Genomic DNA, 22057 nt, shown 5'->3' on the forward strand with positions numbered 1-22057 from the left:
AGTAGAAACAGGGCTATTTTTAGATTATTAAAATAAAGATTTCTTTGAAGGGGAGATTAACATGGATTATGATGTGCTTATATTAGGAGGGGGAATAATAGGATGTGCAGTTTCCTATGAACTTTCAAAGTATAATTTAAATATAGCATTGATTGAAAAAGATTATGATATTGCTAATGATGTAGCACCTATAGATTATTCTATAGTGTATGATGGATTGGAATGTGAAGATATATCATTATCAAAACTTGAATTTGCTGGCAGTAAGATTATGTCTGACTTAGCATCTAAGTTTAATATTTTCTTTGAGAAGAAGGGATACTTACTGTTAGCAGATACTAAAGAAAGTGAGAAAAAACTAATTTGTATGTATAATAAAGCTTTGAATAGGGGCATGGAAAACATACAATTGTTAGATGGAGAAGAAGTACGGAAGATAGAGCCGAATTTAGGAAAAAATATAAAGAAAGCTATCTATTCTAAAAATACGGGGATTATATCACCCTATGATTTAGCTATTTCCTATGGTGAAATTGCTTGTGATAATGGGGTCAATTTTAAGTTAGGTGAAGAAGTTTTGGATATAGAAAGTATATCCAAAGGTTTTAAGGTAGTGACCAATAAAAATAAATTTACATGTAATATGGTACTAAATACGACCCCAGGTAAAAATTATAGTATAGATAGAGAAAATAGGGTAAATCAAAATGTAAAATATTTAGAATATTTTTCCGTAGAAAAAAAGTTAAGCAAACCCTATAATAATATAATTTCTACAATAGGAGATGGGGATAATAAAACATGTATTATACCCGGAAAAGAAAATAAATTATTAGTCGGATTAAAGAATTATGAAAAAATAAGTTATGAAGAGGGACTACAAAAAATAAGTGGTTTTATAAAAGATTTATCACAGGAAAACATTGGCGATTTTTATAATTCACATTTTTATGATGATTTTTTGATTATAGACGATAGTTTAATTGACGAAGATTATATTAAAATAATAGGAAAACATTATGGGCAGGTTACAATGACACCTTCAATTGCAAATATAGTGTGCAAGACAGTAGTAAACAAACTAAATTGCCGCTTGAAAAAGGATTTTGTGGATAAGAGGAGGGAATTCTATAAATTTAGAGAACTTTCTAATGAGGAAAGAAAAAAAATAATAAAACTAAATAGAAAATATGGAAAGGTAATATGTTATTGTAATAAGGTAACAGAGGGTGAAATAATAGATGCCATAAGTAGACCATTGGGGGCACGTACTATAGAAGGTATAAAGAGAAGGACAGGTGCAACTTTTGGAGATTGTAGAGGGACTAGGTGCCTTTATGAAGTAGCATCAATTCTTGCAAGGGAGACTAATAAAAAAATGACTGATATAGTTAAAGATTCTAAAAATTCCAATATCATGGTAGGTAGAATAAAGGAGTTTGATGAAATGTAATTGGGGGAGTTAGAATTGATAAAGGAGAGAACAGGTACTAAATTCGATAGGCAATGTATAGATATTAAAGATAGAGAGGATATTAAAGAAAATTTATATAGCGGAGAAGAAAATTTGAAATTAAAAGAAGATAATAAGTGTGATATATTTACTACTATAGTTAGAATAAAAGGGTGTAATTGCAACGTAGTGCCAGTAAAGAGCTCTAAGCCACTAGATAAAAGCCTGTGGCTTGAATGCTCAAAAGTTTTAGCTAGAATACATGTTGGGGCACCTATAAAAATTGGAGATATAATTTGCAAGAATATACTAAATACGAAGGTGGATATAATTTGCACTAAAAATGTTAATAAAATTACAAAATAATTTCAAATTTACCTTTATTATTTTTAATATCTTGGTTATAATAAATAGTGGAAATATATTTAGTATATATGTAAATTTAGCATTAGAAAAAAATATATATTTAATTAAAAATTAACTGATGAAGAGGTTAGTAGCTTTAAAATGATTTAAGAGAGTCAGTGTCTTGGTGTAAGCTGATATCATAATATTGTGAATCCACCTTGGAAGTACTGATAAAACAGTTCGGTAATACCGTTATAAATTAGAGAGAATTAGCATTAATTTGTTAATTAAATAGGGTGGCAACACGGAGTCTTTCGTCCCTTTAGGGTACGTAAAGGCTCTTTTTATATTATAGGAAACTATATAGATGATTAGGGAGGATTTATAAAATATGTTAGATTTAAAAAGAATAAGAAACAATCCAGAGGAAGTAAAAAAACAACTTTCAAATAGAGGAGAAGATTTCGATCCAGCGACTATCGATGAAGTAATAGCTTTAGATGAGAAGAGAAGAAAAATCCTAGTTGAAGTAGAAGCTTTAAAGAATAAAAGAAATCAAGATTCAGCTCAGATAGCTAAAATGAAAAGAAATGGTGAAAATGCAGATGATTTAGTTGCTGAGATGAAGCATGTATCAGATAACATAAAACAGTATGATACTGAATTATCAGAATTAAATGGAAAGATAGAGTACATAATGCTTAGGATACCTAATATTCCTAATCCTGCAGTTCCAGAAGGAAAATCAGATGAAGATAATGTAGAAATTAGAAAATGGTCAGAGCCTACTAAGTTTGACTTTAAACCTAAAGCTCATTGGGATATAGGTACAGATCTTGATATACTTGACTTTGAAAGAGGTGGAAAGGTATCAGGTTCTAGATTTACATTTTACAAGGGGTTAGGAGCTAAACTTGAAAGAGCTATAATAACTTATTATTTGGATTTTCATACAGAAAAGCATGGATATACAGAAATATTACCCCCTTATATGGTAAATAGGACTAGTATGACTGGTACAGGTCAGCTTCCTAAATTTGAAGAGGATGCTTTTAGAATATCAAATAATGATTACTTTTTAATTCCAACTGCAGAAGTACCAGTAACTAATTTTCATAGAGATGAGGTTTTAAAAGGAGAAAATTTGCCATTGAAATATGTTGCATATAGTGCATGCTTTAGAGCAGAAGCAGGATCAGCAGGAAGAGATACAAGAGGAATAATAAGACAACATCAATTTAATAAAGTTGAAATGGTTAAATTCACAAAACCTGAAGAATCTTATGATGAGCTTGAAAAGCTTACTAATGATGCAGAAGATGTACTTAAAGGACTGAAAATTCCATATAGAGTAGTTAGAATATGTAAGGGAGACTTGGGTTTTACTGCAGCACTTAAGTATGATATAGAGGTTTGGATGCCAAGTTACAATAGATATGTAGAAATATCAAGCTGTAGTAATTTTGAGGATTTCCAGGCAAGACGTGCTAATATAAAATATAAGGAAACTCCAAAAGACAAACCAAGGTATGTACATACTTTAAATGGATCAGGAGTTGCTATAGGTAGAACAGTTGCAGCTATCTTAGAAAACTATCAGCAAGAAGATGGAAGTGTTATAATTCCTGAAATATTAAGACCATATATGGGTGGAAAAGAAGTAATAAAATAAAATTATCTTATAAAATACAATATCTTTAAAATAAGATATTGTGAGAGTATTTTGGGTATATTGAGAGATATAATGAAATAGTTCATTATATCTCCTTTAGTATACTAAATACAGAGAAAATCACATGAATTATCAGGCTTATTTTAGATAAAAAGTAGTTATATTGAATTTTTTATATAAAAATTCAATATAAAAGATAAAAAAATGTTGACATATATGTAGACTGTTGTTATAATAATACTTGTCATGTTGGTCTAGGAAAGATGGTCGAGTTGGTTTAAGGCACCGGTCTTGAAAACCGGCGTACGGGTGACCGTACCAAGGGTTCGAATCCCTTTCTTTCCGCCATATAATAATTATATTTAAACGTAGGGCATGGAGAAATACTCAAGTGGCTGAAGAGGCGCCCCTGCTAAGGGCGTAGATCGGGTAACCGGTGCGAGGGTTCAAATCCCTCTTTCTCCGCCATTATACTTTTAATAATGGCTTAAATATAGTTACTTAAGGAAGTTATTCATTAAAATGGTTACTTCTTTTTTTATTTACTAGGATAGGTATATAAATTTTAACTTGATATAGTAAATAGCCTTGATTTTAATTGGTATTTGTGTTAATATAACACTGTTAATTTGCGTCAGTAGCTCAGTTGGATAGAGCAGTTGGCTACGAACCAGCGTGCCGGGGGTTCGACTCCTCTCTGACGCACCATAATCCATTCCAAACACTGACTTCCAGTGTTTTTTATTTTATCTAAAATCAGATAATTGTCCCCATTTTGTCCCCAAAGTTTTCAATGGGGCATTTTATTTCACATTAAATATAGAATTTATCTTATCAATTGCTTTAAATTTTTCAGGTGGCATTACGTGAGTATAAATATTAGCGGTTATGTTTATATTGCTGTGACCTAATAACATTTGAACTGTTTTAAGCGGTACATTATTTTCAAATAGACGTGTAGCGAAAGTATGTCTTAAGCTATGAAATTTTTTATATGGTATATTATTATTTTTTAATACTCTCTCATAGGAACGTCTTAAATTACGTGGATCTATAGGTAAACCTAGTTCGGTACAAAATACATAATCATTTTTTGTATAGGCCGGACCCGCTTTAATCTTCTCCTCTTTTTGCTGTAATTGATGTTTTTCTAATATTGGTATAAGATTTTCAGGAAAAGGAATAGTCCTAATGCTATTTTTAGTCTTAGGAGTTTGTTCTATAAGGTGATAGTTTCTTTTAGTACCTTCAATAAGAGTAACACCTTTTATAGCTCTTTTGACTGATAAAGTACAATTCTCAAAGTCTATATCACTCCATTTTAAGCCTAATATTTCACCTTCACGTAGGCCGGTACCTAAATCTAGAAGAAACAAAGCTTTTAATCTATGATCCTGTACTGCATTTATAAATTGATTTTGCTCATCTACTGTGAATACGGTTATATCATCTTTTTTATTTTCATTTACTGAATTGCTTTCAGGAATAGTGATGGATTTTCCAATACAATAGTTTCTTACTATGTATCCTTCATCAATACAGTAATTAAAAAAAGATTTAAGCAGCTTATCTAAGTTTTTTATTATACTGGTGCTCTTACCGCTATTAAATAAATCATTATAATAACGCTGTATATCAAGTGATTTAAGTTCTTTTAACTTTACAGGATATAATGGTGAAGATTTTATATAAATCCTATAAACACCCTCATATCGTTCAAATGTAGATGGTTTGACGGTATTCTTAATTTTTTCAAATAGCCATAGTTTACATACATTGCCCAGGGTAAGTTTATCATAATCATTTGAAAGCCCGCTATTTAAGCCATTCTTATATTCTTGCAGTTTATCCTCAGCATCTTTTTTAGATTTGCCATAAAATGTTTTCCTAATTCTATTTCCATCAGAATCTCTTCCTAGATCTACACGAAGTCTATAATACTTTTTACCATTTCTAATACAGTTAGTTTTAGTGGCCATGGTTTTACCCCTTTCCTATTACTTTAAAATTTGTGCGTCCGAAATTCGGACATACAAAATTATGCCAGTGTTTCTGGATTGCGTAGTTACTATCAGATATCATAAAGTAACTACACATCTAAAGTATTAAAATCAATATCCAGGTCATTATATATTCCAACTTTTATTTTATCTGTAAATGAATAAGTCTCAGGAGCGGCATAATACATTGTATCATCCAATCTGGTTTCAAAATTAATTTGCACCGTTTATGGAAATAATATCCACATTAGTGGATATATAATGATTTTTTCTCAGATACATTCATGTTACTAGGTGTTACACATTAGTAAAACTTAAGTATCTTATCTTTAAGTAAGAAATCTATAACATAATGAATATTATTTACCTAGTTTAAATTGAATGGTTCATTTATTCCACTATTACTTCAAGTACAGTACCAATAATATTGTACTTATGGTGTGTGTCAAATTTGACACAGAGGGATTAAATTTTATCCTCCTTTATGTCGCTTGAAATTACAAGCAGGGTGCCATAAATTTACGGCAGGGGTTTTAAGTATTTATGCACAAAGAATATTTTAAAGTTAGTTAATATAATATTCGTCAGTTAAGATTAAAAATTCCTTTTAAATTAGAAGATTAGATTATAAGTGGATTTCAGATTGAGGATAATTAAATATAAATTTAAAATCACATATAATCTAAAAAGATTAATCTTTATTTTTAGTTAAATTTTGGAAAAAGAAAAAAGTTTACTTAAATCCATACATATATTTCCAATTGACATAGAGATCGCACTGTGTTTTTCTTCAGTTTTTTGAATTTTTTTATTTTTTTCAGTAGTACTCATTTTATAGGAGCTGTTTATAAATTTTTCTGGAGTAATATCACTAACATTAAATGAGAGAAGTTCAATAAATTCAGTTATATCTTTTAACAATTTATTAATTAATTCAAGACCTAATTCATTGGTATCTCCAGCTAATTGATAAGTCCTTGCATATGTGCTAATGTCCTGTTTTAATGTATTTAAAATATTTATTATTTTTTCTCCTTGCAGCGAGTTTTTTTCACTTTCATGCATTTCAATATTTATTGTAGGTTTAATTAAATCGTTTGTATTAACATTCAATTCTTTAGATATATTATTTAATACTTCTAGACTTGGATTAGTATTCATGTTTTTTTCTAAGTAAGATATATATTGTCCCGTTTTTCCTATTCTTCTTCCTAGTTCTCGTTGACTAATTCCAATTTGGGTTCTAAATTTTTTAATATTATCTCCTAACATAGTTTCACTCCTTCTTTATATTATTATGATATAGAAAATGGTATTTGTCAAAATAATTTTAAATTCAACTATTGACAAATGATATTTTATATTGTAATATAATAACAACAAATGCCATTTTGCATAATTGGAGGTGAAATTTAAGATGGGCTTAAAAATTAAACTTAAAAGAATAGAGAGGGGAATTAAACAATATGAACTAGCCAATAAAGTTGGTATCTCAAGATATTATATGCAGTTGTTGGAAAAAGGAAAAGCTAAAAATCCAAGTATTGCAGTAATGAAAGCGATAAGTAAAGAACTTGATATGCCAGTACAAGATCTATTTTTTAATGATGAGGAGGAATAAATTTGGACCAGAATAAGCCAGTAACATTAGATAGCCGAGAAGTAGCAAAGATGGTTGACAAAGATCACCATAAATTATTAAGGGATATAAGAGAATATATTTCACAAATGAAAGAAGCAAATGAGGACAATCCAAAAATGGATACTCCTCTAAACCCGGATGAATACTTTATTGAAAGCACTTATATTAATTCTCAAAATAAAGAGCAACCTTGTTATGAAATAACTAAAATGGGATGTGATTTTATAGCTCATAAAATGAGAGGAGTTAAGGGAACCGCATTTACAGCACTTTATATTAGGAGATTCTATGAAATGCAAAATCCCCAAATACAATTAAAAAAATATAGTTATATGATAGAGGATCCGGCTGAAAGGGCAAGAGTTTGGGCAAATGAGTTTGAAGAAAAGAAAAAAATTGAAGCTGAAAGTAAAGGAAAAGATGAAGTAATAGAACATAAAGAAAATGTAATTATAAATCTTGTAGATGAAGTGTCGTTAGCTCAGAAAAGGCAAGTATTAAATAGAGTTGTTAGATATAAAGGTGCTAACTTTCAAAAAAGATGGAGAGAGTTATATAAACAATTTGAAATGAAGTACCATATAAATCTAAACATAAGACTAGATCACTATAACAGAGAGCATAAGCCTAAGCTTAGAAATAAGTTAGATTACATAGATAAAGTAATGGGTAAAATACCAGAAATTTATGAAATTGCATGTAAAATTTATGAAAATGATATTAAAGAATTAGTTCAGCAAATGTATGAACTTAATAGCAGTAAAAAGATCAGCTAGAGAAGGGGATTGGGAGAATAAGAGTATTGGCAATACAAAGTTATATTTTTAATAGAAATACCTTTAAATCAATTAAAGATGGTACATATGTTTATTGTGTTAAAAGTGGCCAAGGTTACTATTAAAAATTGTTAAAAGTGCCTAAAGAAAAATGAAAATTTTATTCAACAAAATTAGAAGTTATTTTCAATAAATTTTAAAGAAATATTCAAAAAAAGTCAGTAATTTTTTCAACCTGGGATGGGGTTATAATGTTCTTGTAGAAAGCAGAAATCAAAACTTATAATGCCTTTGTTGTTAGGAGGAGAGAGGTTATGGCAGAACATAAGTACAAAATTTTAGATAGTCAACCAAGTAAATGTAAAACAATGACAGTAAAAGATATTTGCAGAGAATATGATATAGGGGTAAATAAGGCATATTCTCTTGCTCACATGCAAGGCGCTCCTGTTATTTACAATGGGAACAGGATACTATTTATACGCAGCAAGGTTGATGAATGGATTTGTAGCATGATTGGGGAAAAGTTTTAAATGATAAGGGCTTGAGTGGGTGATTACATGCTAAGGAAAAAGACGAATTTTCAGAGCTTTCAGAGCAGTAAAGGTGGTAGAATGATACCATTATATTTTGATATGTTCGATAGTGAAGCGTGGCAAAGTTTGAGTGCTAATGCTATCAAACTATATTTACATATGCTCAGAAAATATGCAGCTAAATATGTGAAAGGTGAATTGCTTCGTTGTAATAAAGATAATATATCAATGCCTAGATCAGAATACTTAAAGTTTATGGCAAAAAATACGTTTGAGAAGTGTGTTGATGAATTAATTGATTACGGCTTTATAAGAATTGTAGAGTATAAACCTATGGCAGGAAGTAGAAAGGTTATAATATATGGGTTTAATGATATGTGGAAGAAGTATGGAACAGATAAATTTCATGTTAAAGAAGAATGGAAGCGAGCAAAACACAGAAGTTATATATAAAAATAAAAAGAGAGGTCAAAAACTGACCACGACCGAGGGCAGAAACTAGCCACGAAACCTAAATTTTAGATATTTTCGAGGTCAAAAATTGACCACGGGAAAAAATATGCTAATCATAGTAATATCAACAATTTGAATCTTATTTTACACTTCAAGAGTTATTTATAATTTCGAGGTCAAAAACTAGCCACCTTATATATATATACCATATACTTACTTAAAAACATAAACTTTTATAGAAACAGCGGAGGATAACTTTAATGTATGAAAGAAGGAATAATAGTTGGAAAATTTTAAATATTCGATAAACAATATCTCATCACAGATATTTCACATAAAGAAAATTAATTCTGAACTTAAAGGATTATTAGAAGAAAGTAAAAAATGCTGGAAAGAACTAAAAAGTACCCCTAATGGTCTACCAAATGATTTAAAACATGTTGTTGATAATTTGTTTATGATAGCTTTTAAAGATTCTGCAGTTAAGGACAAACATATAAATAAGTTTACATATATGCTTAAAGCACTAAACCCAGAGGATAAAGCTAAAATTAGAGACATTAAGCAGATAGGAGTTGAGGTTCAAAGATTAAATGATAAAGATACCGTTATTGCTAAAGCTGTTTTAACAATAATAAAAGAGTTTAAGGTTGTTTTTTATAAAGAACTAGAAAGAAGATCCAAAGAGTAGGAAAACAATGGGAAAATTATACTACTTATATCTTAAGCAGCAATGTTTTAATTAAAAGGAGGAAGATAAAATGATAGAAAAACTACTGAAAATTTTAAGGATACTAAAAAACAAGAATAATGAGGATATGCAAGTTTGCCAAAGAAGTTGTGGAGCAAAAGATTCAAACTATGTTAGGGGTTACATAGATGCTTTAAAACAGCAAAATGAGCTTTTAGACAAACAAATAGCAATTTTTGAGGAAGAGTGAGAATTCCAATACTGGATTAAAAGATGCAGGTAATATGTGTAGTTACTGCTTAAACTTTCACAGTAACTACATAACTAAATTTGTCATAGGAGGTAAAATCAATGAATGATGATAGTATAAATTATGTATTAGACAACTATAAAGGGGTTAGAAGAGATAGAGCTTTAAAGATCATATCAGGCCAGTTGAAAGAAACTGATTTAGAGTTTAAACAGTATGTTAAGAATGAACTTGTTAGAGACAGAAAGACAATAATAGAGCAATATAAAAATATAGAAGGATTGCATGAAGTTAGGAAAGCATGTGAAAGAGAATATAAATATTATGAAAAAATCAATGATGTTGTAAATAAAGCCGAATTTCAGCTTAATATATCAGAGGTAGATAAGCTTGCTAAAGAAATTTTAAGAATTATAGCAACTTTAGGTGAACACTTTATAGATGTACTAAGTTTAAATATTTTAGAGGAACATGATGTATGCCAGTTACTAAATATAAATTGGAAAATATTTAAAAATAACAAGCAAGCATATATAAAACAGTTTGGGGAAAAAGATAAGTTAGTTTATAAGGTTATTAGTGTTATGGGACCAGAGTATAGATATAGAAAAGGCAGAATGAAAGAAATATATGACTGTCCTAAATATGAGATGCCTGTATATTGGGCTATGAATGAACGTATAATGCAGGAAGTAGATAACAATAAAGAATTAAAAAAGCTTGCTGATGAAGCATTTGAAAAGTTATTCCCAGATGTAAAAACTTACAGAGTAGTTAAAGATTTAGAGGGAAACGTAATAAAAGTTGTTGAAGAAACAGAAAAAAGTAGTAGCGAAAGTAATTAAAGAAAAAGTGGATATCACAAAAAAACCATAGCTAAAATATTATTACTTATAAGGAATTAGGCTTAAATTCTAAAGTAAGAAAAGCATAGGACATATAGGGGCAATAAGGGATAGATTTTACATTGAATGATGAATTATATCTAAAATGTATAAACATGGCTTAAAATTGATATATGAGAGATTTAATACTAAAGTGCATATTTGAAACTAAATTTAAATTCACGATTAGAATTAGAAGTAAAAAATTAAATTATATTCATATACTGTAAGCCTAGTAGAATGAATGGTTAGATGGGTATTTCATAATATAGGTTAATTAAGTTAAATTAATATTCAGAAAAGTTAATTCCTTATAAAAGTAATAAATACTATAATAGTTTATTTTTCTATAAAGTATCATATCAATAAATAAATTATTCCAAAATGTATAAAAGTATGGAAGTACAGAAGCATAAAAGTATAAATTGGAGATGACAATGTGAATAAAGAAGAGTTTTTAAAATTAAATATTGAGGATAGAGTGAAATATTTTAATGAAAAGATTAAAGAAGTGGGCTCTTATAATAAAGTTTGTAAAGAGCTTAATATTAGTACATGTCAGTCTGGAATTTTAAAAAAACATGGATGGATACGTTCAGGAGATAAATTCATATATGATAAAAATTCAGATAAAAACAACAACGTAAATATAGATGGAAAAGTAATACCAGTGCAGAAAACATTATTTGATACATCAGAAGATCTGAGGGGTTATCAGGGTAATGCAAAAGATACTGGAGAGATTGAAAAGCATACAAATATGGAACGAGAAGACAATAAAATTAGCGATAAAGTAAAAAGACATATGTATCCTACAAATAATAAAAATGATGGTCTTCAGCGTATATGGCCGGATAATAGGCAGTCAATGGAAGTAGAAGCTAATGTTTTAACAAATAATATAGATAAATCAGTAAACCAACAAAAAGTTACTCCAAAACTTGAAATATCTAAAGAAGAGGAGTTATCATATGACACTAATAAGAACGGTATAAAACAAGTAAATGATGATATATATGATTCAGACAATGCAACTAAGAAACTAGGAAGGCCTTCAAAACCTGGTAGAAAAAAATACAGCTTAAATCTTAATATAGCAGATTTCAAGCAACTTCAAATCTATTGTATTCTAAATGATGTAAGTCCCAGTGACATAATAAATAATTTCATTAAAGATTTTTTGAAAACTGTAAATCAACACAAGTAAAACCTTCAGATGTGAATGATTTTCCTATCCCAATAAACAATGTAGGGCTAAAGAGGTAAGACATTTATCTGCTGAAGAAAAACTTAAATTGCATTATGAAATAAAAATATGTTAAATCATCAATTTCAAGGTGTTAAGATATTTTGTGATATTATATGTATAAGAATCAATTACCATTTTAGAAAATAAAAGTAAATATATAAATTAGGAGGTATCAACAATGAAGGATAAAACTAATTTCAGCCATTATGACGGAAAGGTATTTAATGCTGAAAACTTTAAATATATAAATGATCCAATAGCAGTTATAGTTGATAGTATTGCTATCTTAGTAGGAGATTATGAACCAGCTAGAAAACAAGCGGCTATGCTATTACTTAAGGCACTATTAAAAGATAAATTTTTAAAAGATTTATTAAAAGACATTCAAAATGAAAAGGCTGAAAGAGCTAAAAAGAGTTGTGAAGCTTAAGCTACAGGGAGATTAACAGGAGGTGAGCCTATTGAAATCAAAATGGAATGATATAAAAGATAAATTAATATTGATACAAGGTTGGGCTAGAGATGGGCTTACAGATGAGCAAATTGCAAATAATCTAGGAATAGGTACAACTACACTATACAAATGGAAAAATCAGCATAAGGAGTTCCAGGAGGCCTTAAAAAAAGGCAAAGAGGTTGCTGACCGAGAGGTAGAGAATGCATTGTATAAATCAGCACTTGGATTTAAATATAAAGAGCAAGTTGTAACTAATAAAGGTGACGTAGTTGAAGTAGAGAGATATGAAAAGCCTAATACTACGGCCGCTATATTCTGGCTTAAAAACCGTAAGCCAGCTCAATGGAGAGATAGGCAGGAGATAGATCAGAAATGTAATTTAGGTGTGCAGATTATAGATGATATTCCTGATAATTAGAAGAGTACAATATAACATTTTATTTAAAAAATAATATGTTAAAAAGATGGTGATTTAATATTGTCATCTTTTTTAGTTTATTGAAGGAAAGAGGAAAATAGTATTATTTGTGCAAAAAGGATAATTTAACATAAATTTAGTATTTATTTTACTATAATATAGATATAAGATGATGGTTAGGAGGAATTAATATGAAATGTAAAGCTTGTGGATATGAACATGAAGGTCATTATACAGAAGACAATAAATATGTAACTACTAAAGGAGATAAACCTTTTATAGAAGTTTCACAGAATATAGCCGTAAAAGAAAAAGATAAATTTAATAATACGAAGGAAATACTATCAACAAAATTATATGCTTGCCCTAATTGTGGTACGGTTAAAATGGAAGAGGATCAGATGTGTGATGGGGAAAAAGTACATATTTATAAATTTTAATATGTATAAAAACGCTCTTATATATTAGCTAAAACAGGGGGAATAATAGAACATGGAAGTTTATTTTAGTGTTAATAATAGAGAAAAATTATTAAGAGGAGACATAAAAGATTTTTTAGTAGAATATAAACATAAAAATACAAAGTATGGTTCAATATATCAAATATATTTAAAAGGATTAAATCTCAAAAACATAGAACTTCGTAATTTAAAAAGTGATACTGTTTTGCCAGAACCTATGAAATTTTTAGAAGACTTATATTTGAAAAATAAAGAATTTAGATTTGTTATAATCAATAAAAATCTTGTGTTAGAAGAAAGTAACTTTATTGCTACTTTCAAAGAGTTTAGAATAAGTAATAATTTATTATTTGCAATTGTAAGAAAAAAATATAAAGAAAACTTAACTTTATAGAATATATGTAGAGGGTATCTAAAAAGATACTCTTATTTTTTGCACTAAAACGAGATGTATAAGAGACTTAATATTAAAAGATAGTTGATTACTAATATAAGAAAAAGCAGTTATATGTCAATCTGATACTATGAATTTTAAAAAAGTGTGCAACGAATTATAAAACTGCACCCAAAATATATATGAATTACAATATATGTAAAGGAGCGTACTTAAAGAGAGGTAGAAACTATGGTAGATGTAAATAAAGATTTAGTTAAGATAGATTACCTTCAAGGCATGAAGTATAAAGATATAGCAAGTAAGTTTGGCGTTTCTATAGATACTGTAAAGTCATGGGTAAAAAGGTATGGATGGTCCAAAGAAAGACAAAAATTTAAAAAAATGAGTGCACACAAAGAAGCAAAAAAAGTAGAAAATAAGTGCACACAAAACAAAAAAGTGTCAAGTTCTAAAAAAGAGGGTCCAGAGAATAAAAAAAGAGTGCAGAAAGGAAAAGTTGAATTAGATGATTACGAACCTACTCCATATATTGAAAATAAAGAGCTAAATGATAAGCAGAAACTATTTTGTGTGTATTACATAAAATGTTTTAATGCTACAAAAGCTTACCAGAAGGCATATGGATGTGATTATATGTCGGCAGCATCTAACGGACCAAGGTTGATGGGTAATGATAGGATAAGAGCAGAAATAGAGCGTTTAAAGGCAGATAAGTTTAAAGGAGCAATGCTTTCACCTATGGATATACTGCAAAAATATATAGATATAGCATTTTCAGATATAACTGATTATGCTGATTTTGGAAATGCAGAGTATAAGGCTAAAAATAAAGATGGAAAGGAAGAAATGCACACATATAGCTTTGTTAATTTTAAGAACTCGAATGAGGTTGATGGGACAATTATAAGTGAGATAAAACAAGGAAAAGACGGAATAAGTCTAAAATTAGAAAGCAAAAAATGGGCACTTGATTTTCTAGCAAAGCATATAGGTTTATTAGACATACCAACACAAGAAAAGCTTAAAAATGAACAAAAGAAAATGGAGATTGCGGAAAAGCAGGCAGATAATTTAGACGACGATATAGAATATGCTGTGGAGGGTGGCATGAATGAAGATTATGAAGAAGGTTAAATAAGTTTTGAATTCGTAATTTTTGGGGGTACCTAATTATTTTAGTGACTAGATTTTTTGAGTTATAATAAGATTGAAAACTAAAAATTAGATTCCAATCTTATTATTTTAAAAATAGAGTTTAAAACTGTAGAATTAATTTTAAATAGTACCACTTAGGTATGAAGATTTTTACAAGGCTGGAACATTAATAATTGCATGAGCTAACCTTTTTTCTAACATATTTTTGATAGTTTTTATATTGTTGAAGTAAGTTTCTACAGACCAAAATGTAACAATGTCATTTTTGATAATATCATAACAATTTTCAAGGTTTTCTAATACTTTATAAAATACTATTAACTCTTCGAGAGTTATTCCAAAGCTACTTCGAGGAATGCCAACCTTTGACATGTCATTTTCTTCCCAACCATTGTCTTCTTTTAATTTTCTGCTAGAATCTTCTATATATTCATTTAATTCATGTAAGTAATCTCTATTTGCTTCTACTTTTTTTATAAGGCTATTAAATATGCCGGTATCTATTTGTTTTGGCATACAAATACTATTTTTATTTGCGTAACTTAATAGTCTGGTTAGATTATCCATTACATCAGTAGGATGTTGAAATTCTATGCAATTACTTATTTCTATGTATGCTTTAATTCTACTTAGATCAATTAGATGCCTTAAATCTACTAAATATTTGTTATTCACTATCAAATCTCCTTGCTATATATGATGTATAAAGTAAAAAATTTTTGTAATAACTACAGTATATAAAATTATGAATAATACAGTCTATAGTTTTTTACAATTTATTTCTGATTTTATAAGTAGGGTTTTTGCCTAAATTCTAATTCTGTGAGAAAACCTGAACTAGATTACAATATATAGAGGAATATTTATTGTAATACTCATAGGATATTATTTAATGGGAGGTAATGCATTGAAAAATCAGCTCTATAAGGAAAAGGCATATGAATTTAACATTGTAAGAGAATGTGAAATTTTATCCATAAGTTGTAAAAAAATTATGAAGGCAATAGATAATACCGATTTAGAGTTAATGTCAACATCTTTTAATTTTATAGTAAGTAGTTGTAACCAAATTAGAAGGACTAAGGCACCGCTAAAATATGTACAGATATATAAGGATATAAGAAGAGTGTGCAACTTGTTGATGAAAATATACCACAATATATTTCATAGGTTTATAGATGAAATATGGGTAAATAAATATAATGAGAAAATTTCTGAAGTTGCTGAATTGTTAAAAATACCATTAAGTAAAATAGAAAATGTTAATATCTAAAAAGAAGAATAGACGGGTAAGGATTTAAAAGTATGTTTATATAAATTAAGCATTTCAATATATTGTTAGGAGGATAAAAGTATTATGGAATATGATGCAAAAAAGGAAGCTAAAAAATGTGAAGATATGTTAATAGAAGCAATAAATAAACGTGGTGATAGTTTAAAAAATATTAGTGAAGAATTAAAAGTTATAGCCGAGAAGAGAGCGTGAATTTTTCTATAATATAAAATATTTCTAATAAAAATAGCTTTCTATGATATCTCATTTATCGTAGAAAGTTATTTTGTTTATTTAAGTGTAGCATGAGATATTTTTAAATATCGTCCATTTTGTACAGATATATATTTATCACCACTAAAGTTATCATTTGATACTATTCCATTTACAGTGTGCCTACTATTGGTGGCTACTTCTACATACCCATCACCAGGTGAATTTACTTTATATTCTCCTGGTTGTATATCAGTTCCTACTTTATACATTCCTTCTTTTATAAAATCATCCTTTTTGGACTGTTCTGATTTAGCAAGTGTTGCAGTGGCACCCTTACTAGAATTTATATCGCTTGTAGATGTTTGCACTGTATTTGATTTATTTGAGCTTACATTTTGATTTGAATTTTTGTATGAATTATTTAATGTATAAATTCCAAGGGCAAACAATATAACTCCAATTATAGCTAATCCTGCCGATGCTTGTTTACGAGTTTGTTTAACATTACGACTAGTATCATCCTTACTAAGATTACCATAAGAAATGTTCTTTTTAAGTCCTTGTTTCCAATGAGCTATTATATACGGTATTAGAACAAATACGCATATTGAAGTAATCATTCCTAAAATATTTACTTTTAAATTATTTATCTAAGTTTATAATTTCATGGTACCAAGGAGTTTCTCCAATAGCATCCATTTTATTTTCGTCAATATTGTCCCAGTTTACTTTATCTAATTCGGATTTATCAAAATCCTGCATATATACTTTATCATTAGAAGTGTTACCGTATTTATCAGTTAAATCAGCGGTTATCATTACACCAATTTTATTACATTTCTTATATTCTGGTCTTTGCCTTGCTTCATTTAGCATTAAATAAGTTTCATATGAAATTCTGCTTCTGGTATCTGCTTGACATTTATTTTTAATTAATATATATCCTGTAGAATCTGTAGAGTCTTCTATTTGTATAGCATTGTCTTTTAATTTATCTCTTAGATCAGCTTGAAGATTAGCATTATCAACTTTCTTTACCTCTTGTTTAGTAGTATTTTGTGCTGGTTGGGAAGCTGATTCCACGTTTTTATGTGGACTATTTACTGTAAGAAATCCTACAGTAACTAATATTACTCCAACTATATAAATCCCTATTGATTTTTGACTAGATGTTTTTTTATATTCATTATTATAGTTATATTTTAACTGTTCCCCACTTGTATTGCTATCAGAAAAATTTCTTTTATGAAGTTGTTTCCAATGAACTATTACATATGGTAGCAAAACAAATACTAAAACATACCCAATAAATATAGCAAAACCATTATTATAATCTTTCAATACATTATATTCAACTGAAAAAAGAAACAAATAAAGCAAAGATACTATTACTCTTACAGCCTTTTTATATCTACTATTTACCCACATCAGTACAACACCAACTGGTATAAATATTGCGAACATTAACCACATAAGCCAATCTTTTTGATAAAACTTATTATTCATAATATTATCCCCTTACTTTTTATTTTATTATAGCATGATTTACCTTAAATACCACACTTTGGCGGGGAAATCTTAACTGTAATAAAATGTAAATAGAGGAGGTGTAAAAAATTGTCATTACAAGATTTAACATATGAAATTGGATACAATGTTGACACAAGTGGTCTTTCAAAATCACTAGACATATTAAATAGTTTTGAAACAAATTTAGTAGGTAAAGCTAAAGAAGTTGAATCAATGTTTAGCAATATCGGGAAAGCAAGCTCCTCTATAACTGAATTGTCTAAAGTCACAAGTGGCTTAAATGTAGATGGTTTAAGCAGTAGTTTAAAAAATTCTGTAGGCAGCTCAAACGAATTAAATTTATCTACAGAAAGACAACAAAGGCTGGAAAAACTAGTTGATGATTATGTAGATGAGTATAATACAAAACTTGAAAAAAGTTCCGATTTAACAGAACAATGGAACAACAGAACAGTAGAATTAAATAAACCTTTAAGTCAATATGCTGAAGAACAACAAAAAATAGATGATGAAATAAACCAGTCAATAAATAAAACAGATGATTTAGCTAGTTCCGTAAATAAAGTATCAGAAAATACAAGCAAAGCTAAAGATAAAACAGATGAACTAAAAAATTCTCTTGGTGCTGTAAATAAAGTTTCTGGTGGAATTGGAAATATGCTAGGGGCTTTTGGATTTATAGGCATAGGATATGGTGTAGCTTCTGGAATAAAAGGTGCTATTGGTGCTTTTACGGAATTCCAGCAAGAGATGGCAAACGTCCATGCAACTTTGGGAGATGTAACAAATAATGACTTAACTGCTTTATCTAACAAGGCTATCGAAATAAGCAATAATTACGGGATAAGTTCAGCTCAAATTTCTCAAGGTGAGGATGAATTAGCATCACATGGACTTAATGCTAAACAAATAATGGACACAATTCAACCATCTACACTTTTAGCTGTAGCTGGAAATATAAAAATGAAGGACTCAACATTAGATGTTTCGTCGGCTTTAAGGAACTTTAATTTAGATATGAGTCAAGCTGGACACGTGGCCGATACTTATGCTGCTGCCGCGGCTTCTACTGCCGCAGCTATGCCAGATATGGCACAAGCATTAAAAAACGTGGCACCTATAGCCGGAGAAGTTGGGTATAGCATTGAAGAAACAGCAGCAGACATAGGAGCATTAGCAGACAAAGGCATTAAAGGCGGGATTGCCGGCACAGATTTAAAAATTATGATTGAAAGATTAATTTCCCCAGTAGGAAAAGGAGCGGAATTAATTAAAGAATTAGGGTTTAATGCTATTGACCCTACTACCGGCAAGTTAAAAAGTATGTCAACTGTAATCAGAGATTTAAATAAAGCGTTTGAAAGCCATGGACTTACTACTGCACCAGAAAAGAATTCAGCTTTATCTATAATTTTTGGAAAAGAAGCTTTGCCAGGTACAGCGGCTATTTTCGGAACAGCACCAGACCAGTTAGACAAATTAACTAAAAGCCTTGAAAATTCAAAAGGTGCTGCACAAAAAATGGCTGATACTATGAATGATACTCTGCAAGGCTCTTTAAATAAATTAAAATCAAAAATAGATAATGTATTTATAACAGACATAAGTAAAACTACTTTAGGAAAATCCATGAAAAATTTTATTGACAGTGTTAATACAAATATGCCTACTATTGAAAATAATTTAGCGTGGGTCTTAAATGGTGCTTTAAAAATCGGAAGTGGGATAAAGCAAAATTGGGGGCCAATATCAGATACCGTTTTAGAAGTTGGACTTTCGTTTCTTACATTAAAAGGCATATTGACAGTTGCAAAATTCGCAGAAAGCATAAGCGTGCTTGGTAAACTCTCAGCTCCAATTTTATTAATTTCCATGTCAGTAGGAGCAGCTGCAACTGGTTTTAAAGATATAAAAGAAGGTAATAAAGGATTAGGAGCTTTAATGCTTGGCACTGCGGCCGGATTAGATGCAATGGCTGCGGCATTATTACTTACTGATATGTCTTTGGGTCCTGTAATATTAGTTGGCGTTGCTGTAGCAGCATTAGCAACTGGCATTATTTATTTTAAATCAAATTGGGCACAAACATGGATTAACATAAAAGAAACTACAATGGAATATGTAAACCCTATTATAGATAAGATTAATGGCCTAATAACACTTTTAGATAAAATACCAGGAGTAAATATAGGAAAAATTTCCGATATAAAAATGAGCTCTGATGACATTAAAATGGCACAAAGTTTAGGAATGTCACCAGATCAAATACAAAAATTAACAGGCAGTGAAAACAAAATACAGTCATTTAAACCAACATCTGGTACTCAGGCACTTACCAATATGGTTAGTAATAATAATAATGTATATAGTTGGTTTCCTAAAACTAAATATGCAAGTGGCACAGATTACGCAACTGGAGGAACAGCACTTGTAGGTGAAAAAGGCCCGGAAATAGTAAATTTGCCTACAGGTTCACAAGTTATTCCAGCACAACAAACAGCTTCAATGCTAAGTAATACAAATTCAAAAATGGGAACTGGTGCGGCAGCTAGTCAAAATGGATTTAACAGTTCTACAAAGAAATTACTTGCAGAAAATAAAGCTATAATTATGGATTATGTAAGTCACCAAACTGTATATGGTCAGAATTCAGTTAAAAATTTTTCAACAGCAGTATTAGATAGAGAACCATTAGCAACTACGGCAACTAATAAAGTATCTACAGACAATAAAAATATAATGAGTAATTTAGCTAATTCAGCTTTAACTTACGGAACTCAAATAGATACAGAGTTAGGCCAAGGCATAAAAGACAGCGAAGGAAGCCTACTTAGTATCGTAGATGATTTAGCAACTAAAGTAGTACAGCAATTTAAAGTAACTTTTGGTATAGCTTCTCCTTCTAAGGTTATGTACAGAATAGGTGATTTTCTAGGTCAAGGACTTATAAATGGTATGCAAGCTAATGATATAAACAGTTTTATAACTAAATGGATAGGAGATACAAGTTCATTAACTCAAAATGGATTAGGAAGTGTTATAGGTCAATTATTACAGCCTATGTTTGTATCAGGTGACAATAAAGGCATCATTAGCATGGTTTACAACTTAGTACATAATGGTTTAGGAAGTTTATTCAGTAGTGGTGGAGCTGTAAGTGGAAATGTTGCTGAATGGTTAACAGCAGCTATAGCTTTAACAGGAGCACCAATGAGTTGGTTGCCAGCATTGGAAATGATAGCAATGGGTGAATCCGGTGGCGATCCTATGAGCATAAATACATACGACATAAACGCACAAGAAGGGCATCCATCCGAAGGACTTATGCAACTAATACAAGAAAACATGGATGATTATCATCTGCCAGGAATGACAGATATATTCAATCCTATAGAAAATGGGGCAGCTTCAATTCGATTAATCGAGCATGATTATGGTTCCCCATGGAATACTCCAGGCGTAAGAAGTGAAATGGCAGGTGGCCCATATATGGGATATGCAGGAGGTACAAGTAATGCTACCCCTGGTATACATTTAGTAGGTGAAAAAGGACCGGAACTTGTTTCTTTTAATGGCGGTGAAAAAGTAACTCCTAATAATCAATTAGCATCTATAAGCCAAAAACCTTATTTTGCCGGTGGCTCAGACGTAAAAGCAGAGATAAGCCCTAATATTTCTTTTAATATATATGAATCTAAAGACCCACGAGCTACAGCACAGGAAGTATATAAAGTTCTTAAACAGCATTTTGGAGACTTATTCGATGAAAAAATGGGAACTCTTAAAATTCAAATGGGATTTAGGTAAGAGGATTAATTATTACAATAAATAGAAATATATTTTAAAATAAATGTATACCAAAACCATTTTTTCTACTCACCATTTTATGCGGGTTTAGAGGCACAAAAAAGTATACCCAAACGTCTTAATTTTTTAAAAGGCATTTTGGTATATACCAAAACGTTACTAAAATGTTGATATGACTGGATTTGGAATTTTCAAAAAAGGGTGCTGTTTAGGGATGTATACAAAATTTCCTTAAACAGCTTTTATATGCAAAATTTTATAATATTCTTATTTTTAAAATTGGATTATATTGGTTGAATGTGTTTCACATATTGTCTAATATATAAGCGTTACTTTTTATAGTTAGCTTGACATATAAATTGTATTTCTATCATCTGCATTTTCTATTT

Annotated in this window: 24 protein-coding genes, 3 tRNA genes and 1 other annotated feature; of the genes, 22 read left to right on the forward strand and 5 right to left on the reverse strand. The window is 29.7% G+C overall.

Going from position 1 to position 22057, the window contains the following annotated elements; genetic code table 11:
• Window positions 1-61: 61 nt before the first annotated feature.
• The 6 genes from CLJU_RS00075 to CLJU_RS00100 all read left to right on the forward strand — a co-directional run bounded on the left by CLJU_RS00075 (window position 62) and on the right by CLJU_RS00100 (window position 4181).
• Window positions 62-1453: an FAD-dependent oxidoreductase gene (locus CLJU_RS00075; RefSeq protein ID WP_013236725.1), complete on the forward strand. Its 1392-nt coding sequence runs from the start codon at window positions 62-64 to the stop codon at window positions 1451-1453.
• 15 nt (window positions 1454-1468) lie between these two features.
• Window positions 1469-1819 (forward strand): DUF1667 domain-containing protein, encoded by a 351-nt coding sequence (locus CLJU_RS00080; RefSeq protein WP_013236726.1) that lies wholly within the window; start codon window positions 1469-1471, stop codon window positions 1817-1819.
• 109 nt (window positions 1820-1928) lie between these two features.
• Window positions 1929-2126, forward strand: a binding site (T-box leader).
• A gap of 66 nt (window positions 2127-2192) precedes the next feature.
• Window positions 2193-3473: a serine--tRNA ligase gene (gene serS, locus CLJU_RS00085; protein ID WP_013236727.1), complete on the forward strand. Its 1281-nt coding sequence runs from the start codon at window positions 2193-2195 to the stop codon at window positions 3471-3473.
• A gap of 257 nt (window positions 3474-3730) precedes the next feature.
• A tRNA-Ser gene (locus tag CLJU_RS00090) sits at window positions 3731-3821 on the forward strand.
• A 29-nt stretch (window positions 3822-3850) separates the two neighbouring features.
• A tRNA-Ser gene (locus tag CLJU_RS00095) sits at window positions 3851-3941 on the forward strand.
• A gap of 163 nt (window positions 3942-4104) precedes the next feature.
• Window positions 4105-4181: transfer RNA gene (locus CLJU_RS00100), tRNA-Arg, on the forward strand.
• Window positions 4182-4276: 95 nt separating this feature from the next.
• Here CLJU_RS00100 and CLJU_RS00105 read toward each other — a convergent pair.
• Window positions 4277-5452 carry a tyrosine-type recombinase/integrase gene (locus tag CLJU_RS00105; protein ID WP_013236728.1) on the reverse strand — a complete coding sequence of 392 codons (1176 nt, stop codon included), beginning with the start codon at window positions 5450-5452 and terminating at the stop codon, window positions 4277-4279.
• A gap of 729 nt (window positions 5453-6181) precedes the next feature.
• Complete coding sequence (locus CLJU_RS21180; protein WP_013236729.1) at window positions 6182-6745, reverse strand: helix-turn-helix domain-containing protein; 564 nt, start codon at window positions 6743-6745, stop codon at window positions 6182-6184.
• A 145-nt stretch (window positions 6746-6890) separates the two neighbouring features.
• Between CLJU_RS21180 and CLJU_RS00115 the strand changes: the two genes are divergently transcribed.
• From CLJU_RS00115 to CLJU_RS00180, 13 genes are all read left to right on the forward strand, one after another.
• Window positions 6891-7094 (forward strand): helix-turn-helix transcriptional regulator, encoded by a 204-nt coding sequence (locus CLJU_RS00115; protein ID WP_013236730.1) that lies wholly within the window; start codon window positions 6891-6893, stop codon window positions 7092-7094.
• Between the two features lie 2 nt (window positions 7095-7096).
• The gene (locus tag CLJU_RS21185) at window positions 7097-7891 is read left to right on the forward strand and encodes a Rha family transcriptional regulator (RefSeq protein WP_013236731.1); all 795 of its coding nucleotides are present in this window, start codon (window positions 7097-7099) and stop codon (window positions 7889-7891) included.
• 314 nt (window positions 7892-8205) lie between these two features.
• The gene (locus CLJU_RS00130; protein ID WP_013236732.1) at window positions 8206-8424 is read left to right on the forward strand and encodes a helix-turn-helix domain-containing protein; all 219 of its coding nucleotides are present in this window, start codon (window positions 8206-8208) and stop codon (window positions 8422-8424) included.
• A gap of 27 nt (window positions 8425-8451) precedes the next feature.
• Window positions 8452-8880, forward strand: coding sequence for a hypothetical protein (locus CLJU_RS00135; protein ID WP_013236733.1), 429 nt, complete (start codon window positions 8452-8454; stop codon window positions 8878-8880).
• Window positions 8881-9163: 283 nt separating this feature from the next.
• Window positions 9164-9571 carry a hypothetical protein gene (locus CLJU_RS00140; protein ID WP_013236734.1) on the forward strand — a complete coding sequence of 136 codons (408 nt, stop codon included), beginning with the start codon at window positions 9164-9166 and terminating at the stop codon, window positions 9569-9571.
• Window positions 9572-9641: 70 nt separating this feature from the next.
• Window positions 9642-9821 carry a hypothetical protein gene (locus tag CLJU_RS00145; protein ID WP_013236735.1) on the forward strand — a complete coding sequence of 60 codons (180 nt, stop codon included), beginning with the start codon at window positions 9642-9644 and terminating at the stop codon, window positions 9819-9821.
• Between the two features lie 101 nt (window positions 9822-9922).
• Window positions 9923-10666 carry a hypothetical protein gene (locus tag CLJU_RS00150; RefSeq protein ID WP_013236736.1) on the forward strand — a complete coding sequence of 248 codons (744 nt, stop codon included), beginning with the start codon at window positions 9923-9925 and terminating at the stop codon, window positions 10664-10666.
• Window positions 10667-11144: 478 nt separating this feature from the next.
• On the forward strand, window positions 11145-11912 hold the full coding sequence (locus CLJU_RS22720; protein WP_013236737.1) for a hypothetical protein: 768 nt from the start codon (window positions 11145-11147) through the stop codon (window positions 11910-11912).
• Window positions 11913-12132: 220 nt separating this feature from the next.
• Window positions 12133-12384: a hypothetical protein gene (locus CLJU_RS00160; RefSeq protein WP_013236738.1), complete on the forward strand. Its 252-nt coding sequence runs from the start codon at window positions 12133-12135 to the stop codon at window positions 12382-12384.
• Between the two features lie 22 nt (window positions 12385-12406).
• Entirely contained in the window at window positions 12407-12829 is a 423-nt protein-coding gene (locus CLJU_RS00165) for a phBC6A51 family helix-turn-helix protein (RefSeq protein ID WP_013236739.1), read from the forward strand.
• A 191-nt stretch (window positions 12830-13020) separates the two neighbouring features.
• A complete protein-coding gene (locus tag CLJU_RS00170) occupies window positions 13021-13269 on the forward strand; it encodes a hypothetical protein (RefSeq protein WP_013236740.1) in 249 nt (82 codons plus the stop codon).
• Window positions 13270-13321: 52 nt separating this feature from the next.
• On the forward strand, window positions 13322-13684 hold the full coding sequence (locus CLJU_RS00175) for a hypothetical protein (RefSeq protein WP_013236741.1): 363 nt from the start codon (window positions 13322-13324) through the stop codon (window positions 13682-13684).
• Window positions 13685-13915: 231 nt separating this feature from the next.
• Window positions 13916-14821, forward strand: a complete 906-nt coding sequence (locus CLJU_RS00180; protein ID WP_013236742.1) for a terminase small subunit — start codon at window positions 13916-13918, stop codon at window positions 14819-14821.
• Between the two features lie 171 nt (window positions 14822-14992).
• Here the strand turns inward: CLJU_RS00180 and CLJU_RS00185 are convergent, their stop codons facing one another.
• Window positions 14993-15517 carry a hypothetical protein gene (locus CLJU_RS00185; protein WP_013236743.1) on the reverse strand — a complete coding sequence of 175 codons (525 nt, stop codon included), beginning with the start codon at window positions 15515-15517 and terminating at the stop codon, window positions 14993-14995.
• A gap of 232 nt (window positions 15518-15749) precedes the next feature.
• On the opposite strand from CLJU_RS00185, the gene CLJU_RS00190 reads away from it, so the two are divergent.
• Together CLJU_RS00190 and CLJU_RS23110 are read left to right on the forward strand one after the other, a co-directional pair.
• A complete protein-coding gene (locus tag CLJU_RS00190; RefSeq protein ID WP_013236744.1) occupies window positions 15750-16115 on the forward strand; it encodes a hypothetical protein in 366 nt (121 codons plus the stop codon).
• An 84-nt stretch (window positions 16116-16199) separates the two neighbouring features.
• Entirely contained in the window at window positions 16200-16328 is a 129-nt protein-coding gene (locus CLJU_RS23110) for a hypothetical protein (protein ID WP_023162505.1), read from the forward strand.
• Window positions 16329-16405: 77 nt separating this feature from the next.
• Here the strand turns inward: CLJU_RS23110 and CLJU_RS21190 are convergent, their stop codons facing one another.
• Window positions 16406-16951: an Rv1352/Rv1906c domain-containing protein gene (locus CLJU_RS21190; protein WP_013236745.1), complete on the reverse strand. Its 546-nt coding sequence runs from the start codon at window positions 16949-16951 to the stop codon at window positions 16406-16408.
• A 22-nt stretch (window positions 16952-16973) separates the two neighbouring features.
• On the reverse strand, window positions 16974-17837 hold the full coding sequence (locus CLJU_RS00200; protein ID WP_013236746.1) for a hypothetical protein: 864 nt from the start codon (window positions 17835-17837) through the stop codon (window positions 16974-16976).
• A 111-nt stretch (window positions 17838-17948) separates the two neighbouring features.
• On the opposite strand from CLJU_RS00200, the gene CLJU_RS00205 reads away from it, so the two are divergent.
• The gene (locus CLJU_RS00205) at window positions 17949-21668 is read left to right on the forward strand and encodes a phage tail tape measure protein (protein ID WP_013236747.1); all 3720 of its coding nucleotides are present in this window, start codon (window positions 17949-17951) and stop codon (window positions 21666-21668) included.
• The last annotated feature ends 389 nt before the right edge of the window (window positions 21669-22057 follow it).

This window comes from Clostridium ljungdahlii DSM 13528 (assembly GCF_000143685.1).
Lineage (GTDB): Bacteria > Bacillota > Clostridia > Clostridiales > Clostridiaceae > Clostridium_B > Clostridium_B ljungdahlii.

What these genes read in the sequence shown, in the direction of transcription:
- CLJU_RS00075 (WP_013236725.1), top strand. Translation starts at nt 62, where the DNA reads ATGGATTATGATGTGCTTATATTAGGAGGGGGAATAATAGGATGTGCA.
- serS (WP_013236727.1), top strand. Translation starts at nt 2,193, where the DNA reads ATGTTAGATTTAAAAAGAATAAGAAACAATCCAGAGGAAGTAAAAAAA.
- CLJU_RS00105 (WP_013236728.1), bottom strand. Translation starts at nt 5,452, where the DNA reads ATGGCCACTAAAACTAACTGTATTAGAAATGGTAAAAAGTATTATAGA.
- CLJU_RS21180 (WP_013236729.1), bottom strand. Translation starts at nt 6,745, where the DNA reads ATGTTAGGAGATAATATTAAAAAATTTAGAACCCAAATTGGAATTAGT.
- CLJU_RS00115 (WP_013236730.1), top strand. Translation starts at nt 6,891, where the DNA reads ATGGGCTTAAAAATTAAACTTAAAAGAATAGAGAGGGGAATTAAACAA.
- CLJU_RS00130 (WP_013236732.1), top strand. Translation starts at nt 8,206, where the DNA reads ATGGCAGAACATAAGTACAAAATTTTAGATAGTCAACCAAGTAAATGT.
- CLJU_RS00135 (WP_013236733.1), top strand. Translation starts at nt 8,452, where the DNA reads ATGCTAAGGAAAAAGACGAATTTTCAGAGCTTTCAGAGCAGTAAAGGT.
- CLJU_RS00145 (WP_013236735.1), top strand. Translation starts at nt 9,642, where the DNA reads ATGATAGAAAAACTACTGAAAATTTTAAGGATACTAAAAAACAAGAAT.
- CLJU_RS00150 (WP_013236736.1), top strand. Translation starts at nt 9,923, where the DNA reads ATGAATGATGATAGTATAAATTATGTATTAGACAACTATAAAGGGGTT.
- CLJU_RS00160 (WP_013236738.1), top strand. Translation starts at nt 12,133, where the DNA reads ATGAAGGATAAAACTAATTTCAGCCATTATGACGGAAAGGTATTTAAT.
- CLJU_RS00170 (WP_013236740.1), top strand. Translation starts at nt 13,021, where the DNA reads ATGAAATGTAAAGCTTGTGGATATGAACATGAAGGTCATTATACAGAA.
- CLJU_RS00175 (WP_013236741.1), top strand. Translation starts at nt 13,322, where the DNA reads ATGGAAGTTTATTTTAGTGTTAATAATAGAGAAAAATTATTAAGAGGA.
- CLJU_RS00180 (WP_013236742.1), top strand. Translation starts at nt 13,916, where the DNA reads ATGGTAGATGTAAATAAAGATTTAGTTAAGATAGATTACCTTCAAGGC.
- CLJU_RS23110 (WP_023162505.1), top strand. Translation starts at nt 16,200, where the DNA reads ATGGAATATGATGCAAAAAAGGAAGCTAAAAAATGTGAAGATATGTTA.
- CLJU_RS21190 (WP_013236745.1), bottom strand. Translation starts at nt 16,951, where the DNA reads ATGATTACTTCAATATGCGTATTTGTTCTAATACCGTATATAATAGCT.
- CLJU_RS00200 (WP_013236746.1), bottom strand. Translation starts at nt 17,837, where the DNA reads ATGAATAATAAGTTTTATCAAAAAGATTGGCTTATGTGGTTAATGTTC.